Annotated in this window: 21 protein-coding genes; 11 read left to right on the top strand and 10 right to left on the bottom strand. The window is 63.2% G+C overall.

Annotated features, from left to right (window positions below; all coding sequences use genetic code 11):
• Positions 1-47 precede the first annotated feature (47 nt).
• Both QM716_RS23900 and QM716_RS23895 read left to right on the top strand, forming a co-directional pair.
• The gene (locus QM716_RS23900; protein ID WP_283306614.1) at positions 48-689 is read left to right on the top strand and encodes a TetR/AcrR family transcriptional regulator; all 642 of its coding nucleotides are present in this window, start codon (positions 48-50) and stop codon (positions 687-689) included.
• Positions 690-732: 43 nt separating this feature from the next.
• On the top strand, positions 733-1,074 hold the full coding sequence (locus QM716_RS23895; RefSeq protein WP_283306613.1) for an Imm51 family immunity protein: 342 nt from the start codon (positions 733-735) through the stop codon (positions 1,072-1,074).
• A gap of 67 nt (positions 1,075-1,141) precedes the next feature.
• Here the strand turns inward: QM716_RS23895 and QM716_RS23890 are convergent, their stop codons facing one another.
• The 4 genes from QM716_RS23890 to QM716_RS23875 are packed head-to-tail and all read right to left on the bottom strand — an operon-like array spanning position 1,142 to position 4,816.
• Positions 1,142-2,176, bottom strand: a complete 1,035-nt coding sequence (locus QM716_RS23890; protein WP_283306612.1) for an aspartate-semialdehyde dehydrogenase — start codon at positions 2,174-2,176, stop codon at positions 1,142-1,144.
• A 6-nt stretch (positions 2,177-2,182) separates the two neighbouring features.
• Positions 2,183-3,448 (bottom strand): aspartate kinase, encoded by a 1,266-nt coding sequence (locus QM716_RS23885; RefSeq protein WP_003943494.1) that lies wholly within the window; start codon positions 3,446-3,448, stop codon positions 2,183-2,185.
• 49 nt (positions 3,449-3,497) lie between these two features.
• On the bottom strand, positions 3,498-4,451 hold the full coding sequence (locus QM716_RS23880; RefSeq protein WP_283306611.1) for a hypothetical protein: 954 nt from the start codon (positions 4,449-4,451) through the stop codon (positions 3,498-3,500).
• Positions 4,451-4,816 (bottom strand): DUF8021 domain-containing protein, encoded by a 366-nt coding sequence (locus tag QM716_RS23875; protein ID WP_283306610.1) that lies wholly within the window; start codon positions 4,814-4,816, stop codon positions 4,451-4,453. Before QM716_RS23875 ends, QM716_RS23880 begins: the two co-directional genes overlap by 1 nt.
• 270 nt (positions 4,817-5,086) lie before the next feature.
• On the opposite strand from QM716_RS23875, the gene leuA reads away from it, so the two are divergent.
• A complete protein-coding gene (leuA, locus tag QM716_RS23870; RefSeq protein ID WP_283306609.1) occupies positions 5,087-6,895 on the top strand; it encodes a 2-isopropylmalate synthase in 1,809 nt (602 codons plus the stop codon).
• A 248-nt stretch (positions 6,896-7,143) separates the two neighbouring features.
• Positions 7,144-7,521, top strand: coding sequence for a PLDc N-terminal domain-containing protein (locus QM716_RS23865; RefSeq protein ID WP_003943489.1), 378 nt, complete (start codon positions 7,144-7,146; stop codon positions 7,519-7,521).
• A 104-nt stretch (positions 7,522-7,625) separates the two neighbouring features.
• Here the strand turns inward: QM716_RS23865 and QM716_RS23860 are convergent, their stop codons facing one another.
• Positions 7,626-8,519: a LysR family transcriptional regulator gene (locus QM716_RS23860; protein ID WP_283306608.1), complete on the bottom strand. Its 894-nt coding sequence runs from the start codon at positions 8,517-8,519 to the stop codon at positions 7,626-7,628.
• 144 nt (positions 8,520-8,663) lie between these two features.
• Here QM716_RS23860 and QM716_RS23855 point away from each other — a divergent pair, with 144 nt between their 5' ends.
• From QM716_RS23855 to QM716_RS23845, 3 genes are read left to right on the top strand one after another with little or no spacing between them, the layout of a single operon-like run.
• Positions 8,664-9,614: an EamA family transporter gene (locus QM716_RS23855; protein ID WP_283306607.1), complete on the top strand. Its 951-nt coding sequence runs from the start codon at positions 8,664-8,666 to the stop codon at positions 9,612-9,614.
• Between the two features lie 25 nt (positions 9,615-9,639).
• On the top strand, positions 9,640-10,893 hold the full coding sequence (locus tag QM716_RS23850) for a Mur ligase family protein (protein WP_283306606.1): 1,254 nt from the start codon (positions 9,640-9,642) through the stop codon (positions 10,891-10,893).
• On the top strand, positions 10,886-11,599 hold the full coding sequence (locus QM716_RS23845) for a type 1 glutamine amidotransferase (protein WP_283306605.1): 714 nt from the start codon (positions 10,886-10,888) through the stop codon (positions 11,597-11,599). Before QM716_RS23850 ends, QM716_RS23845 begins: the two co-directional genes overlap by 8 nt.
• Before the next feature lie 6 nt (positions 11,600-11,605).
• Here the strand turns inward: QM716_RS23845 and QM716_RS23840 are convergent, their stop codons facing one another.
• The gene (locus QM716_RS23840; RefSeq protein WP_283306604.1) at positions 11,606-12,769 is read right to left on the bottom strand and encodes a low temperature requirement protein A; all 1,164 of its coding nucleotides are present in this window, start codon (positions 12,767-12,769) and stop codon (positions 11,606-11,608) included.
• An 18-nt stretch (positions 12,770-12,787) separates the two neighbouring features.
• On the opposite strand from QM716_RS23840, the gene QM716_RS29425 reads away from it, so the two are divergent.
• Positions 12,788-13,036 (top strand): hypothetical protein, encoded by a 249-nt coding sequence (locus QM716_RS29425; protein WP_283306603.1) that lies wholly within the window; start codon positions 12,788-12,790, stop codon positions 13,034-13,036.
• A gap of 24 nt (positions 13,037-13,060) precedes the next feature.
• Here the strand turns inward: QM716_RS29425 and QM716_RS23830 are convergent, their stop codons facing one another.
• The 4 genes from QM716_RS23830 to QM716_RS23815 form a co-directional block, all read right to left on the bottom strand.
• Entirely contained in the window at positions 13,061-14,533 is a 1,473-nt protein-coding gene (locus QM716_RS23830) for an MFS transporter (RefSeq protein ID WP_283306601.1), read from the bottom strand.
• 86 nt (positions 14,534-14,619) lie between these two features.
• The gene (locus QM716_RS23825) at positions 14,620-15,189 is read right to left on the bottom strand and encodes a TetR/AcrR family transcriptional regulator (RefSeq protein WP_283306600.1); all 570 of its coding nucleotides are present in this window, start codon (positions 15,187-15,189) and stop codon (positions 14,620-14,622) included.
• Positions 15,189-15,809: a recombination mediator RecR gene (gene recR / locus QM716_RS23820; RefSeq protein ID WP_003943917.1), complete on the bottom strand. Its 621-nt coding sequence runs from the start codon at positions 15,807-15,809 to the stop codon at positions 15,189-15,191. The genes QM716_RS23825 and recR overlap by 1 nt, the downstream gene beginning before the upstream one ends.
• A 12-nt stretch (positions 15,810-15,821) precedes the next feature.
• On the bottom strand, positions 15,822-16,160 hold the full coding sequence (locus tag QM716_RS23815; RefSeq protein ID WP_003943929.1) for a YbaB/EbfC family nucleoid-associated protein: 339 nt from the start codon (positions 16,158-16,160) through the stop codon (positions 15,822-15,824).
• A gap of 109 nt (positions 16,161-16,269) precedes the next feature.
• Here QM716_RS23815 and QM716_RS23810 point away from each other — a divergent pair, with 109 nt between their 5' ends.
• The 3 genes from QM716_RS23810 (at position 16,270) to QM716_RS23800 (ending at position 18,989) form a co-directional block, all read left to right on the top strand.
• Entirely contained in the window at positions 16,270-17,085 is an 816-nt protein-coding gene (locus QM716_RS23810; protein WP_283306599.1) for an Rv3717 family N-acetylmuramoyl-L-alanine amidase, read from the top strand.
• Between the two features lie 84 nt (positions 17,086-17,169).
• Positions 17,170-17,466, top strand: coding sequence for a hypothetical protein (locus tag QM716_RS23805; RefSeq protein ID WP_283306598.1), 297 nt, complete (start codon positions 17,170-17,172; stop codon positions 17,464-17,466).
• On the top strand, positions 17,466-18,989 hold the full coding sequence (locus tag QM716_RS23800; protein WP_283306597.1) for an alpha/beta hydrolase: 1,524 nt from the start codon (positions 17,466-17,468) through the stop codon (positions 18,987-18,989). Before QM716_RS23805 ends, QM716_RS23800 begins: the two co-directional genes overlap by 1 nt.
• Positions 18,990-18,992: the final 3 nt, after the last annotated feature.

Below are 18,992 nucleotides of genomic sequence, written 5' to 3'. Positions count from 1 at the left end.
GGAGAAGCGGCTGGCAGATTAGGGTGGGAGCGGAGGTGAGGCACACGATGACCAGGTCACAGTCAGACACAACGGACACGCCGCGTCGAAAGTACGCTCCGCGCATGGCGCCCGAGCAACGACGCGAACAGCTCCTCGACGCAGCATTCGAGGTCACCGGCCGCGTTGGCCTGCACAACCTCAGCATGGAATCAGTCGCCGCCGAAGCCGGCGTCGGCAAGCCCGTCCTCTACACAATTTTTGATACGAGGACCGATCTCGTCGCCGCACTGCTGCGCCGCGAGCACGAGCGAGCCATCGCTCAGGTGCTCGAAGCCATGCCGACAGATCTGAGCGAACTCGGCCCAGCCGCGTCGTACACCGGGACCGTCGGAGCCTTCGTCGACGCCGTTCTCGCGAACCCGACGCGCTGGCGACTGATTCTCACGTCTGTCGAGAACGCACCCAGCGAGTATCACGGTCTGTTGAAGCTCTCTCGCGGAGCGGTTTTCGCGCGCGCCGAAGAACTGGCGCGAGCCGGCATCGCTCTCGAGTCGAAACTCGAAGGACTGGACCCCGTTCTCCTCGCCCACACGATGATGTCGTTTGCCGAAATGCTCGGACGGCTGGCGGTGAGTGACCCCGAAACCTATACCCGAGAACGACTTTCCAGCTTCGCCGTAGCTCTCGCCCAGTCGGTAGGTCGCTAGAAGACGACTGAAACCTGTCGGTCGGATCTGCTTCAATACACACATGACATCACCATCGATCGAACCGCTGCAGCTTTTCGAAACGTCTCCGGGCAACTGGTCACTGATGCTCACCGACCAGCATTTCGGCAAGGTGGCTGCGGTATTCGAGCAGGTAGAGGGCTTCGAAGGCTCCGGCTACGACTGGGCTTCGGTCGCCCACGCAGTGGTAGGCCGCGATGCGCCACACCTGGAAGGCCGGTTCGGCACCGATCCTGAAGCCGGCACGTTTGTTGCCTACGGCGGCGACAACGAAGCCCTTGGTGAACTCGGAGTGCTTCTCGCCAAAGCGTATTCGGATGCCGACTACCTCGGCGGGCTGGTCGCCATTTCCGAACTCGACTAGCACTCCCTGTCGAAACGACATCGGCCCCGCACCTTCAACAGGTGCGGGGCCGATACCGAACAAATGTCTAGCCGACCAACAGCTCGGCAATCTGAATCGTGTTGAGAGCGGCACCCTTACGGAGGTTGTCACCCGAGACGAAGAGCGCGAGTCCGCGACCCTCCGGAACACCCTCGTCCTGACGGATGCGACCGACCAGCGACGCGTTGCCGCCGGCAGCGGCCAGCGGCGTCGGAACCTCGACCAGCTCGACGCCCGGAGCGTCGGCGAGGATTTCCTTTGCACGAGCGACCGAGAGCGGGTTCGCGAACTCTGCGTTGATCGCGAGCGAATGCCCGGTCACGACGGGAACGCGCACGCACGTGCCCGAAACCAGCAGATCGGGAAGTCCGAGGATCTTGCGGCTCTCGTTACGGAGCTTCTGATCCTCGTCGGTCTCGCCGCTTCCGTCGTCGACCAACGAACCTGCGAGAGGCAGGACGTTGAACGCGATGGGGGCGACGTAGTTGTTCGGGGCCGGGAAGTCGACAGCACTGCCGTCGTGAACCAGCTTCTCGGCGTCGCCGACAACGGCGCGCACCTGGCCGAGGAGTTCCTCGACGCCGGCGATGCCGCTACCGGACACCGCCTGGTAGCTGGAGACGATCAGGCGCTGCAGACCGGCTTCGTCATGCAGAACCTTCAGCACCGGCATCGCTGCCATGGTGGTGCAGTTGGGGTTCGCAATGATGCCCTTGACCAGGTTCTTTGTGTCCTGCGGGTTGACCTCGCTGACCACGAGGGGAACCTCGGGATCCTTGCGCCATGCCGAAGAGTTGTCGACAACCGTTGCTCCGGCAGCAGCGAAACGCGGAGCCTGGGCGCGAGAGAGCGTCGCACCAGCGGAGAAGAGGGCGATGTCGATGCCCTTCAGATCCTCGTCCGACGTGGCGGCCGCATCCTCGACGATGATCTCTTCGCCGCGGAAGGGCAGCTTCTTACCGGCGGAGCGTGCCGATGCGAAGAACCGCACCTTGTCCGCGGGGAAGTTCCGCTCTTCGAGCAAAGTGCGCATGACGATGCCGACCTGACCGGTCGCACCGACAACAGCGATAGTCGTCATGAGAAATTACCGTCCCGTTCCAGCGTGTACTACTGCTTCTTCTTCGCCACCGAGCCCGAAAGCGTCGTGGATGACACGTACAGCGTCGTCCAATTCGGTGTCCTTGACCAGCACTGAGATGCGAATCTCAGAGGTCGAGATGAGGTCGATGTTGATGTCAGCCTTGGCCAGCGCCTCGCAGAACGTGGCGGTGACGCCCGGGTGGCTCCGCATTCCGGCGCCGACCAGAGAAACCTTGCCGATGTGATCGTCGAACAAGATCTGCGTGAAGCCGATGTCTTCCTGACGCTTGGTCAGGATCTCGACGGCGCGGGGGCCGTCGGCGGTCGGCAGCGTGAAGGTGATGTCCGTCTTGTTGGTCTCCACCTTGGAGATGTTCTGCAGCACCATGTCGATGTTGATCTCGGCGTCGGAGACTGCGCGGAACACCTTGGCAGCGTGTCCCGGTGTGTCCGGCAATCCGACAACGGTGATCTTGGCTTCGCCGCGATCGTGCGCGACTCCGGTGATCAGGGCCTCTTCCACAGGAATGTCCTCCATCGATCCGGACACGATTGTTCCGGGCTTGGTGGTGTATGACGAACGGACGTGCACTGGCACGTTGTAACGACGGGCGTACTCGACGCACCGGAGCATGAGCACCTTGGCGCCACATGCTGCGAGTTCGAGCATTTCCTCGAAGGAAACCGTCTCGAGGCGGTGAGCGTCGGGGACGATGCGCGGATCGGCGGAGAAAACGCCGTCGACGTCGGTGTAGATCTCGCAGACGTCAGCGTTGAGCGCAGCTGCCAACGCCACGGCTGTGGTGTCCGAGCCACCGCGTCCGAGCGTCGTGATGTCCTTGCTGTCCTGGCTGACGCCTTGGAATCCGGCGACCAGAACGATCGAGCCTTCGTCGAGCGCAGTGCGAACACGGCCGGGCGTGACGTCGATGATCTTGGCGTTTCCGTGGCTGCCGGTCGTGATGACTCCGGCTTGTGAGCCCGAGAACGAACGAGCTTCGGCGCCGAGGGAGTGAATTGCCATCGCTACCAAGGAGTTGGAGATGCGCTCACCCGAGGTCAGCAGCATGTCCATTTCACGGGCCGGCGGGGAAGGGCACACCTGCTGAGCCAGATCGAGCAGCTCATCGGTGGTATCGCCCATCGCTGACACCACGACGACGACATCATTGCCGGCCTTCTTGGTCTCGACGATCCGTTCAGCGACTCGTCGGATGCGCTCGGCGGTTGCCACCGAGGATCCGCCGTACTTCTGGACGACGAGAGCCACGCGTTTCTACCTCCAGGTCGAAATTGTTTACAGATACCAGAGGTCGAGCTTACCGAGGTGGTCCTGGGACTTCCCGATGCGTACTGCTGTTCGCCTCAGATCCGCGCGGGATCAGTTGCGAGATCCGCGCTCGCATCAACGTCGCAGAACGCGAACCGCCGGCAACGTAACCGATCACCGCGACGGCAACTCCGCAGGCGAGAAGCACGCGGATACTGCTGACCAGCGAAACTGCCAGCGCGTCGTACACCGCGACTGCCGCCTCAGATGACGGCATGTCTGAATTCTGTAAATAGACCCGACGCACGACGGCCAGCGCCACCAGCAGGGCGATCATCGCCACCGCCGTCGCCAGCCCGACCAGGGACAGCGCGCGCATTCGCCTCGATGCAACGGCGACGGCCGCAATCGCGCAGGCCACCGACGCCCACGGCAGCCAGGCCGCTGCTCGGTCGAGAGTGTTCGAGAAGTCCTGGGCCCGCACCAGCTCGTCGGAGTGCAGGATCTCGAACTGCGGATCCAGAGTCGGGAGGCGATCGACGACGGTGAATCCGCGATCGTGCAGGTTCGTCCTCAGTTCTGTCATGACGGGTTCGAGGGACACGGTGACGGTTCCGCTCTCGTCGGCGCGAACGATGCCGTCGGTCGCTCGGCCGGTCACCATCGAAGCAAGTTGCGCGTGGGCCTGACGGTTTGCCGCAGTCCAGAGCGTCGCAAACTGGTCGCTCGAGACCAACGACCGAGCCGCCTCCTGAACCAGTCTCTCGGCCTGTCTCGTCAATACCTGCGGAAAACCGTCCAACCGCTGCGTCAATTCCTCGGTCAGCCGGTCAACGACCGCCGATTGGACAGCAGGGTCGGAAGCCAACGGGGCAACCGTCTCGACATAGCTGTCGGTGTCGTTCACCTGGGTGTGGACGAACAGCGCGAGCACCGAGCCGGCGGAACCGAGACCGGCGAGAACGATCAGTAGTGAACAGACGATCCAGCGGATCGAACGCATCAAGTGTGCTTGGCGCGCGCCGGTCGGATCTTTGCGGTGATGCGGTGAATGCGGTGATCGTCAGCGGGTATCCGGAAAGTCTCGATAACCCGAACGGTCATCAGGTTGCGCCCGAACAATCCGGCGTCAAGGAGGTAGTCAGCCGTCAGGTCATCCCCGTCGACCGTCCACTCCACCTCACGAATATCGCGGATCACGCGATACTGAGGACCTCCGGAAAGGCTGCGCCGCAAATGATTCCCCGAAAACCCTGTCTTCAGTCCGACCTCGTGACGTACCGCGTCCGGAGCCAGCGGTACGGAACTGCCATCGTGACTGCGGAGCGCGTCGAGGTACGTGCTCGCCACGGCGATTCGGGGATCCATGGACGACAGTCCACCATTTTCGAGGCTGAAACGGCAGCACAATTCGGCGACAAATCGGACATGAGGGCGAACCCCACCGATTTCTCGCGAAATCCAGGAGTAGAGTGCTGTGCATGCAGCGCGCACTCCTTCTTGGTTGCCGCGACGGGGTCTGATCCAGACTGGCCTCCCGCCGCGGGGTTTTTGTGCGCCGGTCGACCAAGCCTTCCGGACTCATGGTCTTGACCAACAGGTCATCAGGCCGGGTCCACAATCCTGGAGATCACACCCATGTCCCCCGCTGACGCATTCACCACCGGCACTCGCACCATCACCCCGCCCACGAAGCCGGCACCTTCCGACCAGCCTGAATGGAACACGCAGAAGAACTCGTCGATGCCGACGTTCCGCTACCGCCCGTTCGCCGAAGAGGTCGAGACAGTCACGCTGCCCGACCGCACCTGGCCGGACAAGATCATCGACCGGGCACCCCAGTGGTGTGCCGTTGACCTGCGCGACGGCAACCAGGCGCTGATCGATCCGATGAGCCCGGCGCGCAAGCGTCGCATGTTCGATCTCCTGGTTCGTATGGGCTACAAGGAGATCGAGGTCGGCTTCCCGTCTGCGAGCCAGACGGACTTCGACTTCGTTCGCGAGATCATCGAAGACGGCGCCATCCCGTCCGACGTCACCATCCAGGTGCTGACGCAGTCGCGCCCCGAACTGATCAAGCGCACGTTCGAGGCCTGTGAAGGCGCCGAGAACGCGATCGTGCACTTCTACAACTCCACCTCGATCCTGCAGCGCCGCGTCGTGTTCCGCGCCGACAAGGACACGATCAAGAAGATCGCCACCGACGCCGCCGAGCTGGTCCTGGCCGAGTCCAAGAAGTATCCGGACACGAACTGGCGCTGGGAGTACTCCCCCGAGTCCTACACCGGCACCGAGCTCGAGTACGCCAAGGAAGTATGTGACGCCGTCACCGAAACCCTGGGTGCGACGCCTGCCAACCCGGTCATTCTGAACCTGCCCGCCACCGTCGAGATGGCCACGCCCAACGTGTACGCCGACTCCATCGAGTGGATGCACCGCAACCTGGCTCGCCGCGATTCGGTCATCCTCTCGCTGCACCCCCACAACGACCGCGGCACCGGCGTCGCTGCAGCCGAGCTGGGCTACCAGGCCGGAGCGGACCGCATCGAAGGCTGCCTGTTCGGCAACGGCGAGCGCACCGGCAACGTCTGCCTGGTGACCCTCGCTCTGAACATGTTCACGCGCGGCGTCGACCCGCAGATCGATTTCTCGAACATCGACGAGATCCGTCGCACGGTCGAGTACTGCAACCAACTGCCCGTGGCCGAGCGTCATCCGTACGGCGGCGACCTGGTCTACACCGCGTTCTCCGGCAGCCACCAGGACGCCATCAACAAGGGCCTCGACGCCATGAAGGTCGACGCCGACAGCCAGAACTCCGACGTCGACGACATTCTCTGGCAGGTCCCCTACCTGCCGATCGACCCGAAGGACGTCGGCCGCAGCTACGAGGCCGTCATCCGCGTGAACTCGCAGTCCGGCAAGGGCGGCGTCGCGTACATCATGAAGGCCGATCACGGTCTCGTGCTGCCGCGTCGTCTGCAGGTCGAGTTCTCGCAGTCGGTCCAGAAGATCACCGACGGCGAGGGCGGCGAGGTCTCGCCGAAGGAAATGTGGGACGTCTTCCACGAGGAGTACCTCGCTCCCATCACCCCGCTCGAGCGCATGAAGCAGAAGGTCACCGCGTCCGAGGAAGACGGCGGCACCGATGCGATCACCGCGATCGTCAAGGTGAACGGCAAGGAGCAGGAGATCTCGGGAACCGGCAACGGCCCGCTCGCTGCCTTCGTCGACGCGCTGGGAAGCATCAACTTCGACGTTCGTGTCCTCGACTACTCCGAGCACGCGATGTCCGCCGGCGACGACGCCCAGGCTGCGGCCTACGTCGAGTGCGCCGTGACGGGACCGGAGGGTCAGAGCACTGTCGTCTGGGGTGTGGGTATCGCCACGTCGATCACCACTGCGTCGCTGCGCGCCGTGGTCTCGGCAGTGAACCGCGCCAGCTGACACTCAGCTCCTGACAAACCCTGCTCGTGAACAATCCCTGGTCCCACCCGATTTTCGGGTGGGACCAGGGTCGTTTTCAGGGCACTAGAGATTTTCGGTCCATGTTTTCGATTCGGCATGACATTGGTCCCGAAAGAGTCGGTAGCGAAGTTAACAAAAAGAATTCACCCGTCGAGGATGATGCAGACGCCACGTGCGCGTGAGATAGTCAGCTCAGACAAATCCGACTTGTGAAATGGAGCTCGACAATGGATTCCTTTTGGGACTTCCTCTGGCTGATCATCATCAGCTTCGCGTTCATCGCGTACTTGATCCTGCTCTTTTCGATCATCACCGACCTGTTCCGCGATCACAAGACCTCCGGCTGGGTGAAGGCAATCTGGATCGTCTTCCTGTTCTTCATTCCGCTGCTCACCTCGCTCGTCTACCTGATCGTTCGCAGTGACGGAATGGCACAGCGGTCCCTCGAGGCTGCGCAGCAGGTCAAGAACGCGCAGGACAGCTACATCCGTGAGGTTGCCGGAAAGTCCCCGGCCGAATCCATCGCAGATGCAAAGGCACTTCTCGACGCCGGCACCATCAGCGAAGAAGAATTCGCAGCACTGAAGGCCAAGGCCCTCGCCTGATACCGGCCCTCACTAACCCCCTCCACTAATCAGCCCTCAATAATCAGTGGGGATTGCGCTACCGAAGCGGGAGCGACACTAATCGTGTCGCTCCCGTTTTGTGTTCATTCACCAACAGCACGCGCGACGTCGCGAAAGGCGTCGAGCACCACTCCGATAGCCGGGCTACGGTCGATATGCAATCGAGTTGCCAATTCATAAACGCGTGCAGCGCGCACTCCCGCCACCGGTTTCCTCGACACTCCGGGATGCGTGATCGCGTAACGCGGCATCAACGCCACGCCGTGACCCGCCGCCACCAACTCTTCGATGACGCGGAAATCGTTTATCCGATGAGCGACGCGAGGCTGAACCCCGGTGACGGAGGCGACCGACAACAGAACGTCGTCGACCGGAAATCCGCCGCGCACGCTGATCCAGTTCTCCTCGGCCAATTGTTCCAACCGGACCGAGTCCTGCTCGGCGAGTGGATGATCAGGCCGCAGCACCAGATCGATCGGTTCACGCATCAGCGGTTGCACGCTGACCCGGGGAAACGACGTCTCTGCTCCGCGTTCGTCGCGGTGAGTGAGGATCACGTCGTGATCGGCCAACAGCCCGGGGACGGCCGATGCCGGTTTGTCGACGTCGTAGGCGTCGATGTCCACATCCGAGTTCTTCAGCGCCGTCAGGACACCGGGCAGCAGGAGAGCCGCGCCGGAGGGAAAGAATGCGACTCGCACCATGCCCCGCGGCGAGCCTCGGTACGACGCCATCTCGTCAGCTGCCCGGTCGAGTGCCGCCACCACGTCGTCGGCGCGAAGCACCAGCGCTCGACCCGCGTCCGTGAGGCGCAGGGTGCGCCCGTCCGGCTCGAGGAGCGAGACCCCCGCTTCACGTCCGAGGATCTTGAGTTGTTGCGAGACGGCGGACGGCGTCATCGAGAGAGCGAGAGCAGTAGCGCCGACGGTTCCGCGGTCGGCAAGCTCGCGGAGGATTCGCAAGCGCGTCGCGTCCATCTACTGACCAGCGTCTATCAAGTGACCAGCATCCATGTAGTGACCAGCATCCATGTAGTGACGAATATCCATGTAGCAAAACTACATGGATAGTGCATCTATATTCGCTTGTTCTGATGCTTTGTACGGCTCACGATTAACGGCATGACTCCCCGCGACCGTCTCCTCGGCCTGACCGTGATCGTCTTGTGGGGTCTGAACTTCCTGGCCATTCGCGTCGGCCTGGATCATTTCCCACCGTTCTTCTTCGCAGCGCTGCGGTTTCTGATCATCGCGATTCCGGTCGTCATCTTCGTACCGCGTCCGCAGGTACCGCTCCGTTGGCTGTTGCTGTACGGATTCGGTTTCGGATTCGGACAGTTCGTCTTCCTCTTCTGGGCGATGCACTCGGGGATGCCGACGGGTCTCGCATCCCTGGTACTGCAGTCGTCCGCGCCGTTCACTGTCCTGCTCGGCGCGTTCCTACTCCGCGAGAAGCTCAGCGTCTGGCAGGTCTCCGGGATCGCCGTCGCCGTTGCCGGTATGTCCTTGATCGGCTGGGACCGTTCGCATCATGCAGCACTGTTACCCGTGATCCTCACGCTCCTCGGCGGTCTGTCCTGGGCGTTCGGCAATCTCGGCAGCCGCTTGGCCGCGGCGAACACCGTCGGCGAGCCCGCACCGATGCGCTTGATGTTGTGGATGTGTGTCATCCCGCCGTTGCCGATGCTCGCACTGTCCGCGGTGGTCGAAGGCCCAACCGTCGGCTGGCACGCACTCGGCACCGCATTCAGCGCCGACGCCTGGCCGTCGCTGGTCGGGCTGGCCTACATCATCGTGCTCGGCACCATCGCCGGATCCGGGCTCTGGACGATGCTCATGGGCCGCTATCCCGCCGGCATGGTGGCGCCGCTCTCCTTGCTGGTGCCGGTCGTGGGAATCGGCGCGTCCTGGTTGTTCTTACACGAGGACCCGAGCCCGTTGTCACTGGTCGGGGCTGTCGTCGTGATTGCCGGTGCGAGCGCCGCACAGATGAGGCGCAAGCCCGAGAACCCCGAGAACACTGTTTTCTCGGACACACCTACGGCCTCACCACCGGCGCGACTCGGCGTCTGACGACGCCCTGTGCCAAACTCGGGCCGTGGGAACAGGAATATCGATCACAGCGCGCGGAAAGCTCGCCATGCGAGCTGCCGCAGCAGCATCTTGGGCATCGCAGAAGGCCGGTCGCGGCAAGGGTTCGATGATCGGCGGGCTGATCGCCCTCAAGATCGACCCGACGCTCATGACTCAGCTCGGACGCGGCAAGCGCACCGTCGTGGTCACGGGCACCAACGGCAAGTCGACGACCACGCGTATGACCGCTGCAGCGCTCGCCACACTCGGTGACGTCGCGACTCAGGCCGACGGCGCCAACATGGATGCCGGGATCGTGGCCGCTCTGGCCGCGCGTACGGATGCGACGCTGGCGGCGCTCGAGGTCGACGAACTGCACGTCCCCCACGTAGCCGACGCCGTGAACCCGGAAGTGATCGTGCTGCTGAATCTCAGTCGCGATCAGCTCGACCGGGTCGGCGAGATCAACATGATCGAACGGAAACTGCGCGCCTGCGTCAACGCGCATCCGAATGCGGTGATCGTCGCCAACTGCGATGACGTACTGGTCACCTCCGTGGCATACGACGCCACCAACGTCGTGTGGGTTGCTGCCGGCGGCGGCTGGGCCGGCGATTCCGTCAGCTGCCCGCGCACCGGCGAACCCATCGTGTGGGAGGGAAAGCACTGGCGCAGTACCGGTTCCGACTTCGCGCGTCCCGAGCCGAGCTGGTGGCTCGACGACGACAATCTCTACGGCCCCGATGGCCTGAAGATTCCGATGACGTTGACGCTCCCCGGAAAAGCCAACCGCGGCAACGCAGCTCAGGCCGTAGCGGCCGCAGCGGCTTTGGGCGCAGACCCGGTCGGGGCAGTTGCCGCCGCGTCGACTGTTCAAGAAGTCGCCGGTCGATACAGCACCGTCGAGGTAGGGCCGCACTCCGTTCACATGCTGCTCGCGAAGAATCCCGCAGGTTGGCAGGAAGCGCTGTCGATGATCGATCCCACGGTGGACGGACTCGTGATCGCGGTGAACGGTCAGGTGCCGGACGGCGAGGACCTCTCCTGGCTGTGGGACGTGAAGTTCGAGCACTTCGAAGGCGTCAAGGTAGTGGCCGCGGGCGAACGCGGAACCGATCTCGCGGTCCGCCTCACGTACGCGGGCGTCGAGCACACTCTCGATCCGGACCCGTTGCGCGCCATCGCTTCCTGCCCTCCTGGACGTGTGGAGGTACTGGCGAACTACACAGCCTTCCGTGACCTCAACACCGCCATCGCGAAGGAGTCTCGCAATGTCTGACTCGACAGTTCGCATCGGTCTGGTACTTCCCGACGTGATGGGTACCTACGGCGACGGCGGCAATGCCCTGATCCTGCGTCAGCGTCTGCGGATGCGCGGCTACGACGCCGAAATCGTGGACATCACCCTCAGCGATCCGGTCCCCGATTCGCTCGACGTGTACACGTTGGGTGGCGCCGAGGATTCCGCTCAGCGCCTCGCAACGCGTCACCTCGGGAAATACCCTGGCCTGCAACGCGCCGCCGAGCGTGGCGCACCGGTTCTGGCGATCTGCGCTGCCATTCAGGTGCTCGGCAACTGGTACGAAACCTCCAGCGGCGAACGCGTCGAAGGTGTCTCGATGCTCGATGTCACGACCTCACCGCAAGAGAAGCGCTCCATCGGCGAAGTCATCACGAAGCCGCTGATCGACGGACTCACCGCGCCGCTCTCGGGGTTCGAGAACCACCGCGGCGGAACAACTCTGGGCAGCTCGGCCTCCGGATTTGCGCGGGTCACCCACGGTATCGGAAACGGCGTCGGCGACGGATTCGAAGGCGTCGTACAGGGTTCGGTGATCGGGACGTACATGCACGGACCCGCTTTGGCTCGCAACCCCGAACTTGCGGACCTCCTGCTCATGCGCGCCTTGGGTGTGAACGAGCTGGAACCCCTGCATCTGCCCGAGGTCGACAAGCTCCGCAAGGAGCGACTCGCGATTCGCTGACCCGGCTCAGACCGTTTCGGTTTTCCCTTCGGTCAGAATGAGTTCCACGGCCAACAGCGCGGCGCAGGCCAGTCCCGCAACGAGTTCGGGTACCGCGGTGTAGGTACCGCCGAGCACGACGACTATCGCTACCGAGAACGGTGCGAGGGTACGCAACGAGGAATCGTGCAGTCGAATGTGGATGAACCACAACGCCGCGAGGATGACTGCGACCGGAACGGTGACGGCTGCACCCGTCACCAACGCGCTGCCGTCACCGTGATGAGTCCAGAAGTCGACGCGCGAGGCCAACCCGGCACCGATGGCGGCAGCGGCCGCGAAGATGAAGTAGTGACCGAAACCCCAGACGAAGGGTGAGACGTTGTCACCACCGATCACTTCGCCGGCATTGCGTTGGAAGTAGAGCCACCACAAGCTGAAGACGATCAGGATGCCGCCGATCACGACATAGGTGACCTGCGCTGCCGGATGCTCACCGTCCACGGCGTCCTGAATTGCGATGGTGGTCGAGAGGATCGTCTCGCCCAGAACGATGATGAAGAACAACGAGTACCGCTCCGCGATGTGATGCGGGTGCCATGGCGTCATGCCCGGCTTCTCGGACCAGATCGGGACCGCGAATTCGCACAAAACCAATACCAGGAACGTCGGGACGTAGATCGCGGACGGCACGAAGTAGAAACCGATCCAACCGATCTGGACCAGAACGATTCCGAGAGCGTATCGACGAGCCGTCAGGGCGTGTTCCGGGTCATTCCGCGACACCCTGAGCCATTGGATGACCAGGGCTATTCGCATGATGACGTAGCCGACAATGATGAGCAGGGCGTCGTCGTTGAAGAAGCGGACGATGCCGGCAGCAAGAACCAGCGACCCGAGGATCTGGAAGATGGTCAGCAGGCGGGCGATTCCGTCGTCGTTGTCGTACGCCGAGGTGAACCACGTGAAGTTCAGCCACGTCCACCAGATCGCAAAGAACGCCATCGCGAAGTGTCCGACGCCCGAGGCCGCGTGCCCTTCGCTGATCGCATGGTGCAGACCGGTGGCCGCTTGAGCGACCGCTACGACGAAGCAGAGGTCGGTGAACAGTTCGAGCGGCGTCGCCACCCGATGCGGCTCGTGCGGATCCCGAGGAACCAACGGCCTGATGAACGAACTGGTGTGATTCACGAAGGGCAGAGTAGCGCGATGATTGCCGACGCGCTGCCTGTGACTGGAACCTGCCGGCTCAGATATTCACGCCGACGCCCCGATTCGGGCTCGGATTTCCAACTGATCGGCGAGTTCGGCGCCTATCGCCCCCGCGCTCCCCATCGTGAAGGCGATCTGGCGTCCTCACAGGAAGTAGCGGTGAATCGGGTAGTCGACATCCGCGCCCATCCCGCCGTGCAGGTGCTGGGTCGCGTGCACCATCCACCGACGAGTTCGCGGATCTGATGATCACGCTCTTCCTCTCGGGATTCAGGGTCGCCTGACGAGATCCGGCAGATCCAGATGTTTCGGGGTTCGTCCCTGCGGCAACAGGATCGACACGGCGAACACCACCACCGCGCAGCCCGCGCACACCAGGTAGGCGACGGAGAATCCGGTCCACGACGTGGAATGTTCCGAACCGCTGATCACGAATGCGGCGAGGATGGTCGCCACCGTCGCACTGCAGATCGTGCTTCCGGACGTCCGTAGAAGCGAGTTCACGCCGTTGGCTGCCGCCAGTCGCTGACGTGGCACGGCAACCAGGATCAGCAGGGAGAGCGTGCTGTACACGATCGCGGTCCCGACTGCCGTAATACCGAGCGCCGCAACCACTCCCCACAGCGGCTTACCTGCAACTGCGTGAATCCCGTAGCCCCCGGCGAGGAATACGGCACCGGTCAACATCGCGGTCCGTGAACCGAAGCGATCGGTGATCCGCACCGCAACCGGAGAGAACAGCACCATCGCGATGCTGGCTGGAATCTGACACAGCGCCGCCGCGATGATCGACAGGCCGTACCCGGCACCCGGCCCTTTCATCCCCTGCAGCAGCTGTGTGGTGATCAGCGTGTTCCCGAAGAATGCGAACCCGACCAGCAGAGCCGCCAGATGCGGGATCAACACCGCACGCTTGACGAGAGCGCGGACGTCGACCAGCGGATTGACGTTGCGCCGCTGCTGAATTACCCAGAACGTGAACAGCACGGCCGACGCGGACAGCATGGAGATCACCGCTCCGCTGGTCCATCCCCAACTCGATCCCTGCGTGATCGGCACCAGCAGAGCGATCATCGCGGCGCTCAGACCGACCGCCCCGATGCCGTCGAATCTCCCCGACGGATTCGGCTCCGACTCTCGAATGAACAGCACCGCAGCAAGAGTCACCGACAGCCCGATGGCCGTGGTTACCCAGAACAGGACGTGCCAGTTCGAGTACTGCGCGATCATCGCGGAAAACGGTATGCCCAAAGCCGTTCCGACGCCGAGCGTCGAACTCATCATGGCCACAGCACCGTTGACCTTGTTGCGCGGCAATTCGTCACGCAGCATGGAGATTCCGATGGGGATGACGGCCGACCCGGCTCCCTGTAGCGCCCTCGCGAAGATGAGGACCGCGATGTCCGAGGACAGTGCACACAACATCGAGCCGAGAGTCATCATCGAGAAGGCGACCAGAAGCATCTTCTTCTTGCCGAACATGTCGGCGAGCCGGCCGAAGATGGGGGTGACCACGGCGCCGACCAGCAGTGTGACGGTCACCAGCCAGGACACGGCCGTGCGTCCGGCGCCCGTGAAGTGGGGCAGCTCCGGCAGCAGCGGAACGATGACGGTTTGCAGGACTGCTTGGAACACGGCGGCGGCGACAACGATGGGAAAGAGGAAGCGGGAGCGCGGCTGAGCGAGACTCGTGTCGGCGGTGGGGACTGCCGGAGTGCCCGGCGGACGGTCGAGCGTCGTCACCCCACACCGCCTGTTCTCACTAGGTAAATATCCGTTCACCTACATTAGGTGAACGGATATTTACCTAGCAAGAATTGTGACGCCGCTCACCCGTCGAGGAGCTTTTGCACCAGTGGTGCGTACAGCGCAACCACCTCGTCCTGGGTGCCGGTGGCATGCCCGGCCATCATCCGTCGGCGCATGATCGCCACTCCGACCACCATCGACATCGCCAGTTCCGCGCGCAATCTGGCGTCGGGGCCGGACAGACGAGCGGCGAGGGCGTCGATCATCTGCGTCGAATAGTTCTCGCGCAGCTTGCGGTTGCTCTCTTCACTGACACCGCTCATGAACAACAAGCTCATGGACAGCGGCTTGTACGACTCCAGCGGCTTGGTGAACAGCGAGACCATGCGCTCACCGAGCGAGTCGTCGGGTGCGTCGAATACCGTGATCGCCGCTGCACGGAAGTCGACCAACTCGTCGTACAACTGCTCCTTGGAACCGAAGTACTTGATGATCAGCGGTGCGCTGACGCCTGCGTCTTCGGCAATGTCCTTGAGCGTGATTTCGCGGTACGGCCGAGTTGCGAATGCTTTCCCGGCCGATGCGATGATCTGCGCACGGGTCTGCTCGGACGTACGACGCACTTGCTGACCTTGCTCCGTGCCGCTCATCAAGCGTTCCGCGACAATTCACGACGGCCGGACAACGCCCGCCCCAGCGTCAACTCGTCGGCAAACTCGAGGTCGCCGCCCATCGGAAGGCCCGAAGCCAACCGAGACACCGTCAGCCCCGGGATGTCTCGCATCATTCGGACGAGGTAGGTAGCGGTCGCCTCACCCTCGGTATTGGGGTCGGTGGCAATGATGACCTCGGATACATCGACGCCGTCCTCCTGATTTGCGATGCGAGCCAACAACTCCCGGATGCGCAACTGGTCCGGTCCGATACCCGAGAGCGGATTGAGCGCACCGCCGAGCACGTGATAGCGACCCTTGAACTCCCGGGTGCGCTCGACGGCCTGGACGTCCTTCGGCTCCTCCACGACGCAGATCACCGTGCGATCTCGACGTGCGTCGGCGCAGATGCGGCACTTCTCCTGATCGGACACAGTTCCGCACACCGTGCAGAACTGAACGCCGTCACGGATGCGCTGCAGTGCATTTTTCAAACGGTCGATCTCGGGAGGCTCCACGGAGAGCAGGTGAAAAGCGATGCGTTGAGCGCTCTTCGGCCCGACTCCGGGAAGCTTCCCGAGCTCGTCGATCAGATCCTGAACCGGACCTTCGTACACGCGTTCTCGTTTCTAGAAGCCGGGGAGACCGGGAAGGCCTCCGCCGAGTCCGCCGGCCAACGGGCCGAGCTTCTCAGCAGCGACTTCCTGTGCCTTGCGCGAAGCATCCTCGATCGCGCCGATCACCAGATCCTGCAGCGTCTCGACGTCTTCGGGGTCGACGACCTTGGGATCGATCTGCAGACCGACAACCTCGCCGGTGCCCTTGACCGTGGCGACAACCAGCCCGCCGCCGGCCTGACCGGTCACTTCGGCCTGAGCCATTTCCTGCTGCGCCGCCATCAATTGCTGCTGCATCTGCTGAGCCTGAGCCAACAGAGCAGACATGTCGGGTGCTCCACCTGGTTGCACGAGCGGTCCTTTCTACAGAGTTATCCCCACCAGCGTAGTCGGTGCGCGCTACCGTGAGCGGGTGCGCCGGAACCAGCCAGAAACCGTAAAACCGTCAAGAGGGTCAAACATGGCATCACGGGTGTTCCGCTCCACCGCCCTCATTGCCGTAGTCGGGGCCGGGTTTCTGAGTGCCGCGTGCACGATTCCCACCGAGACTGCCGACGCCACGGCGCCCGAGGCCACGACTTCGGTCGAGGTGTCTCCGCTCAGCACTGTTGCCGCTGACATCCCCGCAGCGCTCACCGGGAAGGTCGTCTTCCTCGATCCCGGGCACAGTGGAGCGAACGACGACAGCATCAACACCCAGGTCCCCACGGGCCGCGGCGGCACCAAGAACTGCCAGACCACCGGCACCAACACCGATGCCGGGTTCGCAGAACACACCTTCAACTGGGAAGTCGCGAGCCTGGTCAAGAGCGAACTCGAAGGCCAAGGCGCCACAGTCGTTCTGAGTCGACCGGACGACGTCAGCGTCGGATCTTGCGTCGACGCACGCGCCGAAGCCGCCAATTCCTCCGGTGCCGACGTCGTGGTGAGTATTCATGCGGACGGCGCAGCAGCCGGGGCGGAAGGCTTCCACGTCTGCTACTCCACTCCCCCGCTGAACACGGTTCAGGCCGGCCAGTCCGTGGCTTTTGCCGAAACCATGCGCGACTCACTCGTCACCGCTGGGCTCACCCCGTCGACCTACATCGGCGACGACGGGTTGGCACCACGCGCCGATCTGACGGGACTCAATCTGTCGCAGCGGCCGTCGATTCTGGTCGAACTCGGCAACATGCGAAATGCCGACGAGGCAGCGCGCATGACGAGCCCGGACGGTCAGCAGGACTATGCGGCCGCCGTCACCAGCGGAGTCACGGCCTTCCTGACAACCCCTTGATCGGGCTTCTGTGGAGAAATTCCGCTTGTCCACAGGGATGTCGGCACTGCCCCAGTAGCCCGTTCGCCTGGCTACGGTTCAGCCATGGGTCCGATACTTCAGGTAGACATCGCTGCGTTGCAGCAACTTTCGGCTGATCTGTCTCGAATTGCGGATCAGATCTCAGGGATCGACTCCGCCGGCCCGATTTTCGAAGCCGCGACGGCCCTGGATTCGTCCGCCGTCATGGCTGTATCGACGGAAAATGCCGGCGTGATCGCCGACGCCTACCGGCACCTGGCTACGCAATTGGGGCTCGTGGCGTCCGGAACCTCTGCTGCAGCACGTCTGTACGACGCTACCGAGGCCGAAGTGGCTTCCGAACTGCGCGGAGACCACTGATGCGGCCCACCATCTCTCAGCTTCGCGCGTGGTCACCGGAGCAACTACGCACCTGCGCTTCGGAACTCGTCGAGATCGATCGGAAGGTCGAACTTCTCGGCGGCGACGCCGGTCGCAGCATCGACGCCGTCCGCGAGTTCTGGCGGGGCGAAGCGTCGAGCGCGGCGGCAGTGCAGTGGTCGGGCATCTCGCTTGTCTCCTCTCGACTCTCGATTGGTATTCGCGCGGCCGCGGATCTGTATGCCGGAGCGGCCAATACGATTGGCGTGGCGCGAAAATCGGTTCTGGACCTGGTCGAAAGGGCGACTCTCGGGCACGGTTTGACGGTCACGGACAGCGGGGCCGTGTCGGCGCCTGCGTCGAAACAGCCGTGGAATCTGGCCGACGTCATGCGAGATTCCGAAAATGCCACGGCTGCACAGAGTTTTCAGCAGAAAATCGCCACTGCATTGACGCTACTCGACGACGAAGACAACCAGGCCGCGACTGCTCTGCGTCAGGCATTCCGGGAGATCGGATCACTCCTGGGCCATCAGCCTGATCGCCTCAGCCGCACTGTCGTCGACATACTCGACGGGAGATCGACACTCCCCGGAACACCCGCGGAGCTACACCGACTGTGGGAATCGCTCACTCCCAGCGAGAAAGACGCATTGGCGAGGTGGGATCCGGCCATCGGTAGCCGTGACGGCCTTCCCACGGTCGACCGGGACTACTACAACCGGCGGTACCTCACTGCGCTGGAGACTGCACACGAGTCCTCGCCGGATCGAACGGTAGCGGCCGGATACGCAGCTGTGCGCGGCGAACTTCGACCGGATACATTCCTTCTCTCGGTCGCGGGTGGGCACGCCGTCGTCGCTGTCGGTAATCCCGACGCTGCCGACAACGTCGCAACACTGATTCCCGGGACTGGTTCCGGGCTCTCGGGCGTCGGCGGAGATCTACAACGAACCAGAGCCATGTACGACGCAGCCGTCAGCGCGGCACCAACGGAGGCCACATCAGTGATCCTGTGGTCCGGGTATGACGCTCCCCCAGGCATTCCCGACGCCGGTTCGGATCGCTACGCAGACGCCGCGGCGCCCGGGCTGGACAGCTTCCAGGACGGACTACGCACCTCACATGACGGTCCGCCGTCGCACAACGTCGTGATCGGACATTCCTACGGCAGCACCGTCATCGGTGCCGCAACTACCCGTGGCGCTTCTCTCGACGTCGACGAACTGGTATTTGTCGCAAGCCCGGGAGTCGATGCCGAGCGCGTGAACGAACTGAGCCTGGACGCCGTCAGCCCTTCCGAGATGTCGCGCCATGTTCATTCGACGACGGCTTTCTGGGATCCGGTCCAATTGATCCCCAAGATCCTCGGAGTCCACGGATTCGACCCTTCGGATCCGGAATTCGGCGCGCAGGTATTCGCCGGATCCCCCGGGGAGCCGGGGTTGGGAGTTCACAGCGATTACTGGGAAAGCGGAAACCCCGCGCTCGCCGAGTTGGGGCGGATCATCGCCGGACCGTGAAAG

The organism is Rhodococcus sp. IEGM 1409 (genome assembly GCF_030056735.1).
In the GTDB taxonomy this organism is placed as follows: domain Bacteria; phylum Actinomycetota; class Actinomycetes; order Mycobacteriales; family Mycobacteriaceae; genus Rhodococcus_F.
The sequence above is the reverse complement of the archived record's forward strand: the minus strand, read 5'-3'. Positions and strand labels throughout refer to the sequence as shown.